Consider the following 7,987-nt stretch of genomic DNA (forward strand, 5'->3'; position numbering starts at 1 on the left):
GTTATACAAATATAAGTATAAAAACAGGTACTATGTAAAGCAAAGTAGTTAAAGTTTTCTTAAAACTATATTTGTTCAATTGAAAAATGTTATAATTTAGGCATCAAACCAAAACAATCATCATGTTAGAAAAATTGAAATTCAGAGTATTTCTGATATACAAACTGCCAATTGCTTTCATTGCCGGACTAAGATTAGTTAGTATAAGTGATGAAAAAACAGAAATAAGAGTGAAGCACTCGTGGTGGAACCAAAATCCTTTTAATTCGATGTATTTCGCTGTACAGGCTATGGCTGCTGAGATTTCAACGGGATTAATGGTTTACCGAAAAATAGAGCAAAGTGGAAAAAGTGTATCAATGCTTGTAACTAATCAGGAGGCAACTTTTACCAAAAAGGCTACAGGGTGGAATTATTTCAGGTGTGATGATGGTAATATCATATCAGCTACTATTGAAAATGCTGTCATTACCAAAGAAGGACAAACAGTTTGGGTAGAGTCAAAGGCAAAGGATGAATCCGGTGATGTTGTATCTGTATTTAGATTTCAATGGAGCATAAAGGAGAGGTGATTTTGAGTTTTGAGTTATGAGTTTTGAGTTAGTTAACCAGTAACCCTTGCCCTGAGCGGGGTCGAAGGGATTTGTAACCTACAAAAAAAAGTGTATGATCGAGTATAGAAACATTGTTTTAGAGAGAGATGATAATCTTCCTGTTTTGATTGATGTTTTTTCTGATGAAGGAACAGATAATAAGTCTGTAGTAATTTTTTCTCACGGCTATAAGGGTTATAAAGATTGGGGAGCATGGAATCAGGTAGCAAAGGAGTTTGCAAAAGCAGGTTTTATTTTTGTAAAATTCAACTTTTCACATAATGGAGGTACGATAGAGAATCCTATTGATTTTCCCGATTTGGAAGCCTTTGGGAAAAACACTTATTCAAAGGAGTTAAATGATTTAGGATTTGTAATTGATGAAATAGTTAGCAATGATCTGATTTCGTCATTGTATGCCGATTTAAATAGGATATATATAATAGGTCACAGTAGAGGTGGAGGAATAAGTTTACTTAAAGCAGCACAGGATAAACGGGTAAAAAAACTTTGTACGTGGGCATCAGTTTCTGATTTTGAAAGTAGATTCCCTAGAGGAGAGGATATGAAAAAATGGAAAGAAAAAGGGATTATGTACGTTTTAAACGGTAGAACCAAACAAGAAATGCCACATTACTTCCAGTTTTATGAAGATTTTGTAAAGAATGAAAAAACTTTAAATATTTCAGGTAATTTGCAAAGTATTAATATACCTACTTTAATTATTCACGGAAAGGATGATAAGTCTGTTAACTTTTCTGAAGCTGAGTTTTTACATGAAAATATTAGAAATTCAGAGTTGATCCCTATAGAAAATACAGAACATACTTTTGATGTAGTACACCCATGGAACGAAGTTAAGCTACCAAAAGCTATGGCAGCAGTTGTAAAATTAACTATAGATTTTTTAAGCCGAATGTAGAGTTATTTCAAATTTGTGAAATATTTCCTGCCTAATATATAAAATTGAAAGACCACACTTTTATGAATATAGTATTTATTTGAAGAGTTGTTGGTATCCCTTCGTTTTTTAATCATTTTAGGTAAATTTCTATAAAAAGAAAAATGTGATTTTACAATAGCCCAGGTATGTAGAGGAATACCTTCAAGTAAAAATTTAACTCCGGCAACAGCATCTAAAATTAATCTGGCTAAAATTAGAAATACTACACTTTTTTTAGGAGCATTTTTTAATACGGTGTATAATGAATTTCTGAAATTCAGGTATGATTTATGTGGGTTTGATTCTTTTAATGTAGCGCCTCCAACGTGATATACAATCGATTTAGGAGAGTACATTACTTTTTTACCCATATTATGAACCCTCCAGCACAAATCGATTTCTTCCATATGTGCGAAATAGTCCTCGTCGAAACCTCCCAATTCATTAAAAACATCTTTTTTAATGAAGAAACATGCCCCTGAAGCCCAAAAAATCTCTGATTCATTATCAAATTGCCCCAGATCTTCTTCTATTTTAGTGAATACTCTTCCCCTGCAGTAAGGATAGCCCAGTTTATCAATAAAACCTCCACCTGCTCCTGCAAATTCAAACTTGCTTTTATCTTTATAATCTAAGATTTTTGGTTGTATAACGGCAGTATTCTCATCTTTTTGAAATAGGTTTTCTATCGAATCCAGCCAATTCTCGCTTACTTCTATGTCGGAGTTAACCAAGGCTAAAACATCAGCATCAACATTTTGTAACGCTTCATTGTAACCTCTGGCATAACCGCCATTTGATTTGTTTTGAATTATCCTGACTTCCGGATATGTTTCCTTTAACCAGGAAACTGAATCATCATCAGAGGCATTGTCTGCAACAATCACTTCTGCATTGTGTGAATATTTTACTATTGATGGTAAAAACTTTTCAAGAAGATTTCTTCCGTTCCAGTTTAGGATAACTACTGCAATTTTCAATTTGATGGCTTTCTTATTATTCAGTGCAAATGTATAATATCAATTTTATTATTATACTATAAAATGATAATTACAATATTTTCCATTGCTTTTGTTTTTTATAATTAAATTTGTCGACCTAAACGATAATAAAAATGGAAGAAAAGAAAAGCTTTAGAGTTCATAGTTTTATACTATTTTTAGTAGCAGCTATAGCGGGTGTTTATCTTGCATATATACAGTTGAACGGATCACAAGATATTTATGCCAAGTTAATTTCACTTTTTATTTTTTTAACGGCAATGTATTTAGCCACGAAAAATTGGGTAAAAGATAACCCGGATAAGAACAAGAAAAACTGGTCTGATTCAGATCAAGTCTGATATTAGAAAAAATAGAAGCTATTCCAAACTATTACATATGTTTAATAAAGGAGATAAAGTTACTTTCATAGATGATTCTATAAACGGAGAAGTATTGTCTGTTTCCGGATCGGAAATAGTTATAGAAACAGAAGATGGCTTCGAAATGAAATGTACATCAGAAGAAATCATAAAAAGAGGAGGGTTTGATGATGCTATGTCTTCATATATCGATAATCGTACTTTTGATAGGATTATGAAAGAGAATTCTATGGACAAAAGGCGTGCTTCTGTAAAAAGACCGTCACGAAAAGATGATTATCTGATAGAAGTGGATTTACATATAGAGCGTATACTTAAAAATTATAAACATATGGATTCGAGTGATATTTTAGAATATCAATTGAACCGGGCCAAGTATAAACTCGAAGAAAGTATGCGTAGCGCTAAAAAAGGACTTGTGTTTATTCACGGTCATGGAGATGGTGTATTGAAAGCAGAGTTGTATTCATTATTGAAACGATACAATGTTCAGTATTATGACGGAGACTATGCAAAATACGCTGGAGGAGCTACTGAAGTAGTATTCAAATAATAATTATAATAATAAATAGTGGCTGAAATTTGGTAGGCTGCTAAATTAAGTGAAGATGAAACAAGAAAATTACAAAATGGTCGCCAAAACACTTTTTGGTTTGGAGGAAGTGTTGGAAAAAGAGTTAATGCTTTTGGGAGCACGTAATGTGAAAGCTTTTAACCGTGGTGTTTCTTTCGAAGGAGATAAAGGCTTTATGTACAAAGCAAATTTATGGTTGCGAACAGCACTGCGAATATTAAAACCAATCAGGACTTTTAAAGTTAATAACGAAGAAAGGCTATATAAAGCTATTTTCGGAATTGCCTGGGAAGAAATATTTGATGCTGATAGTACTTTCGCTATTGATTCAACGGTTAACTCCGATTATTTTACCCATTCGCAATATGTTGCCTTAAAGTCGAAGGATGCAATTGTTGACCGTTTTAGGAAGTACGCCGGTAAACGTCCTAATGTTGATGTAATGCACCCAAATGTTAGGATAAACATTCATATTAGTAACGACAGCTGTACTGTATCGTTAGATAGTTCCGGTGAATCATTACACAAACGTGGATATAAAACAGAAGTTAATATTGCGCCAATAAATGAGGTTTTGGCAGCCGGAATGATTTTGCTTTCAGGATGGAATGGAACATCAAATTTTGTAGATCCAATGTGTGGTTCGGGGACAATTTTAGTTGAAGCCGCAATGATAGCACAAAATATACCTGCGAATATACACCGCAAAGAGTTTGGTTTTGAAGGTTGGAAAGATTTTGATCAGGAGTTACTTGAATTGATTACGGAAAAAGCACTCGATAAGGAGAAAGGCTTTTATCATAAAATTATTGGTTATGATATTCATTATCCAACAGTAAGTAAAGCAAGGATTAATATTAAAAATGCATTATTTGACGATATAATCGATATAAAGAAAGCAGATTTCTTTGAGACAGAAAAACCCGATGGTCCAACATTGGTGATGTTTAATCCTCCATATGGAGAAAGGATTGAAGCAGAAATACCTGAGTTGTATGGAAATATAGGTGATACGCTAAAGAAAAATTATTCAGGTACAGAAGCATGGCTAATTACTTCAGACATGCAGGCTTTAAAATATGTTGGACTGAGAACTTCGAGGAAAATAAAGTTATTTAACGGTAAGTTAGAAACCCGTTTTGTTAAATACGAACTTTATCAGGGGAGTAAGAAAGCGAAGAAAAACTAGTTCAGGTTGAAAAACGACTTAAGTAATTTTAAATAATAAATAATTGGAAGTAAACAGAAGGAAAGGATATTTATTCGCAATAATGTCAACTCTGGCAATGTCGAATGTATATATATTTAGTAAAGCCGCATTAAAAGAAGTTAATCTTGCTCAATTTGGTTTTTATTGGTTTGGGATAGCCTTGATTTTATTGTTTTTGGCAATATTTGTAAGGGGTAATCAAAAAGAACTTAAGGCTCTGCAGAAAAGTGATTTTAAAGTTTTGGCTACAATCGGATTGTTGGAGATTTTTTCAACTTCTTTTTTCTTTATGGCGATTAATACAATTGAAAATCCGGCAATAGTATCTTTCTTAGGGAATTTAAAGCCACTGTTTGTTATATTACTGGGGTTTATAGTGTTAAATGAAAGGTTTAAGGGAATAGAAATATTTGGGTTGTTTATTACCCTAATTGGAGCTGTAATACTTGGTTATAAACCAAATTTAACATTTAAGATGCTTTATGATGGTGGTATATTTTATATTTTGACCTCTATTTTCTTCGGAGCAATTTCTATGACATACATTAGAAAGAATCAACTAAAAATACCTTCAATAATTTATGCTACTTCAAGGTCCTTTTTTCTTTTTGTAGCATCAATTATCTTCCTGATTTATACCGACAGTTCTTTGGCAGTTTCTCAAAATGCACTGGTGAACCTCTCTTTTGGAGCCACTCTTGGTCCGTTTTTAGCGGTATTGGCATCTTATGTAGCAATTAAAAATATGGAAGTAAGCAGGGTTTCTTTGGTAGGAACATCAAAAGGCGTTTTCGTATTACTGGGTTCATATTTGGTTTTTGGATCACTTCCGGATACTTATCAGATCATCGGTGGATTAATTACTATTGCAGGAGTTATAACTATTACTTTAGGAAAGAAACTAAAAAGGAAAGCGGTCAAAATCGATTAAATAAAATACAGGAATGCAAAACCTAATTGAAAAACGGATTGGAAAACTAAATTTTCTTCTGATTGTATTTATGCTTGTAAACCTGTTACAGGCAATATATACTCCAATACATGAAGATGAAGCTTATTATTGGGTTTATAGCCAGGATTTGGATTGGGGTTATTTTGATCATCCTCCGGCAGTAGCTCTAATTGTTAAGATAAGCGGGTTACTGTTTAACTCAATTCTGGGGATAAGGTTTATCACCGTTTTGTTGAGTTTTTTTGTAGCCAAATTAGTTTGGAACCTGATACCCGAAAGTGACAGAAATCTTAAAAATTCTGCTTTAATCTACTTTGCAATTCTTATTTCTGTTCCGGGGTATAATATGTACAGTTTTATTACAACCCCCGATGTTCCGTTAATATTTTCTTTCGTGCTCTATCTGTTTGCTTTAAAAAGAGTAATAGCAAAGGAATCAATTATTAATGCTGTATTTTTAGGTCTTACAGCAGCAATGCTGATATATTCGAAGTATCATGGAGGAATATTAATAATACTCAGTGTTATAGTTCAGCCAAAGTTGTTAAAAAGCCGGACTCTCTACCTGGGAGGATTATTGGCACTGATATTTATTACTCCCCATCTGTACTGGCAATATAAGCACGATTTTATTTCGTTCGATTATCATCTTTTTCAAAGAACAAGCGGAGCATTTAATATAGAAAATCCTCTGGGATACCTAGGAAGTACTTTTGGGATCTTAAATCCTGCATTAATGGTCTTAATGCTATTACTTAGCTTTAAATACAGGAGGTTCATATCAAAAGATGATAATTTGTATTTCAGATTGTTTTGGGGATTATTAATATTTTTCTTTTTCTATTCTTTCAGGGGAAGAATTGAGGCTCATTGGGTTGTAGCGGCCTTTGTTCCTATGGTTGTATTGTTGCACGGTTTATTGGTAAAGTATAATAAGTATACAAAAGGCAGTAAGTATATATTTATAATAAGTATTTCACTGTTACTAATAGTGAGAGTCGCATTAATATTGTCGCCCGAAATACAGAAAGCTACTTTGGGAAAAGGTAAAGACTATTACAGTGAGATTGAAAAAGTAGTACCTGCCGATGCTAAAGTTGTATTTTTTAATTCTTTTCAGAATGCCTCGAAATATCAATATTTTTTCAATAAGGAAGCATTCTCATATAATACGGTTTACTACAGAAAGAATCAGTATGATGTAGAAAATTACGAAGAATCATTTAATAATTCCAAGGTGCTTTTTAAGGGTTGGTGGAACGACGGTAAGCTTGACACAATGAGACTAGGAAATGGAAAATTATTCAGATATGTTATTATTGACAACTACACCATATTCACTAAAGTGAAAGGTAATTTTGAGGCTTTTCCGAAAAAATTACAGAAAGGGGAGCACAGTTTAAGTGTTACTTTGCATAACCCTTATGATTATGATATTGATTTAGAGAATAATGATAGGTTCCCTCTAAAGCTAAAACTTATGTTGGTTAATAAAGAAGAGAAGCGGTATTTTGTTGATTTGAAATACAAACTGGATAAGTTGAGTGCAAAATCTGATTATGAAGAGATAATGAGTTTCACCCTTGGAGATAATATACCCGAAGGTAATTATGACTGCCAGATAGTAATTGATTATATTTATCCTCAATATATTAGCAGGAAGTATAATGTTGAAGTAAAATAGAAGGCTTATTATGGATAAAAAACAAGTTCTCGGATTGCTGAATCAAATGAGTAGAAATACACTTATGGAAACTCTGGAGATGGAGTATATAGATTTGGGAGAGGATTTTCTGAAAGCTAAAATGCCCATAAATTCAAGAGTTTATCAGCCAATGGGTATTTTGCACGGAGGAGCTACTGCTGCATTGGCCGAAAGTGTAGGAAGTGCGGCATCGGCGGTATTGATGAAATCTAATGAGCATGATATTCGCGGAATTGAACTTGCAATAAATCATATTAAGTCAAAAAAGGAAGGTATCCTTTATGCTACGGCGAAGTTAATGCACAAAGGAAATACTTTACATTTGTGGCAGGTAGAAATAAAGGATGAAGAAGATAAATTGATTTCTCTGGCTAAGATTACCAATATTGTAAGAGAGAAAAGAGAAGATAAAGGATAAAAGATAAAAGATAAAAGGTTCAGCTTATTAGTTACTGTTTGATTGTAAAGTCAGCCCTTCGACAAGCTCAGGGACAGAAACCAGTAACAGGTAACAAGTAACAAGTAACAAGTAACAAGTAACCAGTAACCATTAACCAGTAACAAGTAACAAGTAACCAGTAACCAGTAACCAGTAACCAGTAACCAGTAACAAGTAACAAGTAACAAGTAACCAGTAACCAGTAACA

At 33.2% G+C, this 7,987-nt stretch carries 9 protein-coding genes; 8 read left to right on the top strand and 1 reads right to left on the bottom strand.

Annotated features, from left to right (window positions below; all coding sequences use genetic code 11):
• Positions 1–122: 122 nt before the first annotated feature.
• Both ABFR62_11840 and ABFR62_11845 read left to right on the top strand, forming a co-directional pair.
• Positions 123–572: a DUF4442 domain-containing protein gene (locus ABFR62_11840; GenBank protein MEN8139112.1), complete on the top strand. Its 450-nt coding sequence runs from the start codon at positions 123–125 to the stop codon at positions 570–572.
• A gap of 94 nt (positions 573–666) precedes the next feature.
• Positions 667–1,515, top strand: coding sequence for a prolyl oligopeptidase family serine peptidase (locus ABFR62_11845; GenBank protein MEN8139113.1), 849 nt, complete (start codon positions 667–669; stop codon positions 1,513–1,515).
• A gap of 2 nt (positions 1,516–1,517) precedes the next feature.
• On the opposite strand, the gene ABFR62_11850 is transcribed toward ABFR62_11845, so the two are convergent.
• On the bottom strand, positions 1,518–2,516 hold the full coding sequence (locus tag ABFR62_11850) for a glycosyltransferase family 2 protein (GenBank protein MEN8139114.1): 999 nt from the start codon (positions 2,514–2,516) through the stop codon (positions 1,518–1,520).
• Between the two features lie 134 nt (positions 2,517–2,650).
• On the opposite strand from ABFR62_11850, the gene ABFR62_11855 reads away from it, so the two are divergent.
• The 6 genes from ABFR62_11855 to ABFR62_11880 are packed head-to-tail and all read left to right on the top strand — an operon-like array spanning position 2,651 to position 7,758.
• On the top strand, positions 2,651–2,878 hold the full coding sequence (locus ABFR62_11855) for a hypothetical protein (protein MEN8139115.1): 228 nt from the start codon (positions 2,651–2,653) through the stop codon (positions 2,876–2,878).
• 37 nt (positions 2,879–2,915) lie between these two features.
• The gene (locus tag ABFR62_11860; protein ID MEN8139116.1) at positions 2,916–3,452 is read left to right on the top strand and encodes a DNA mismatch repair protein MutS; all 537 of its coding nucleotides are present in this window, start codon (positions 2,916–2,918) and stop codon (positions 3,450–3,452) included.
• 55 nt (positions 3,453–3,507) lie between these two features.
• Entirely contained in the window at positions 3,508–4,662 is a 1,155-nt protein-coding gene (locus ABFR62_11865; protein ID MEN8139117.1) for a THUMP domain-containing protein, read from the top strand.
• A gap of 43 nt (positions 4,663–4,705) precedes the next feature.
• On the top strand, positions 4,706–5,614 hold the full coding sequence (locus ABFR62_11870; protein ID MEN8139118.1) for a DMT family transporter: 909 nt from the start codon (positions 4,706–4,708) through the stop codon (positions 5,612–5,614).
• A 13-nt stretch (positions 5,615–5,627) separates the two neighbouring features.
• Positions 5,628–7,319, top strand: a complete 1,692-nt coding sequence (locus tag ABFR62_11875; GenBank protein MEN8139119.1) for a glycosyltransferase family 39 protein — start codon at positions 5,628–5,630, stop codon at positions 7,317–7,319.
• Positions 7,320–7,329: 10 nt separating this feature from the next.
• The gene (locus tag ABFR62_11880) at positions 7,330–7,758 is read left to right on the top strand and encodes a PaaI family thioesterase (protein ID MEN8139120.1); all 429 of its coding nucleotides are present in this window, start codon (positions 7,330–7,332) and stop codon (positions 7,756–7,758) included.
• Positions 7,759–7,987: the final 229 nt, after the last annotated feature.

Source organism: Bacteroidota bacterium (genome assembly GCA_039714315.1).
Taxonomy (GTDB): domain Bacteria; phylum Bacteroidota; class Bacteroidia; order Flavobacteriales; family JADGDT01; genus JADGDT01.

Coding starts and splice junctions, on each gene's coding strand:
- ABFR62_11865 (MEN8139117.1), top strand. CDS start 3,508: ATGAAACAAGAAAATTACAAAATGGTCGCCAAAACACTTTTTGGTTTG.
- ABFR62_11845 (MEN8139113.1), top strand. CDS start 667: ATGATCGAGTATAGAAACATTGTTTTAGAGAGAGATGATAATCTTCCT.
- ABFR62_11840 (MEN8139112.1), top strand. CDS start 123: ATGTTAGAAAAATTGAAATTCAGAGTATTTCTGATATACAAACTGCCA.
- ABFR62_11875 (MEN8139119.1), top strand. CDS start 5,628: ATGCAAAACCTAATTGAAAAACGGATTGGAAAACTAAATTTTCTTCTG.
- ABFR62_11855 (MEN8139115.1), top strand. CDS start 2,651: ATGGAAGAAAAGAAAAGCTTTAGAGTTCATAGTTTTATACTATTTTTA.
- ABFR62_11860 (MEN8139116.1), top strand. CDS start 2,916: ATGTTTAATAAAGGAGATAAAGTTACTTTCATAGATGATTCTATAAAC.
- ABFR62_11880 (MEN8139120.1), top strand. CDS start 7,330: ATGGATAAAAAACAAGTTCTCGGATTGCTGAATCAAATGAGTAGAAAT.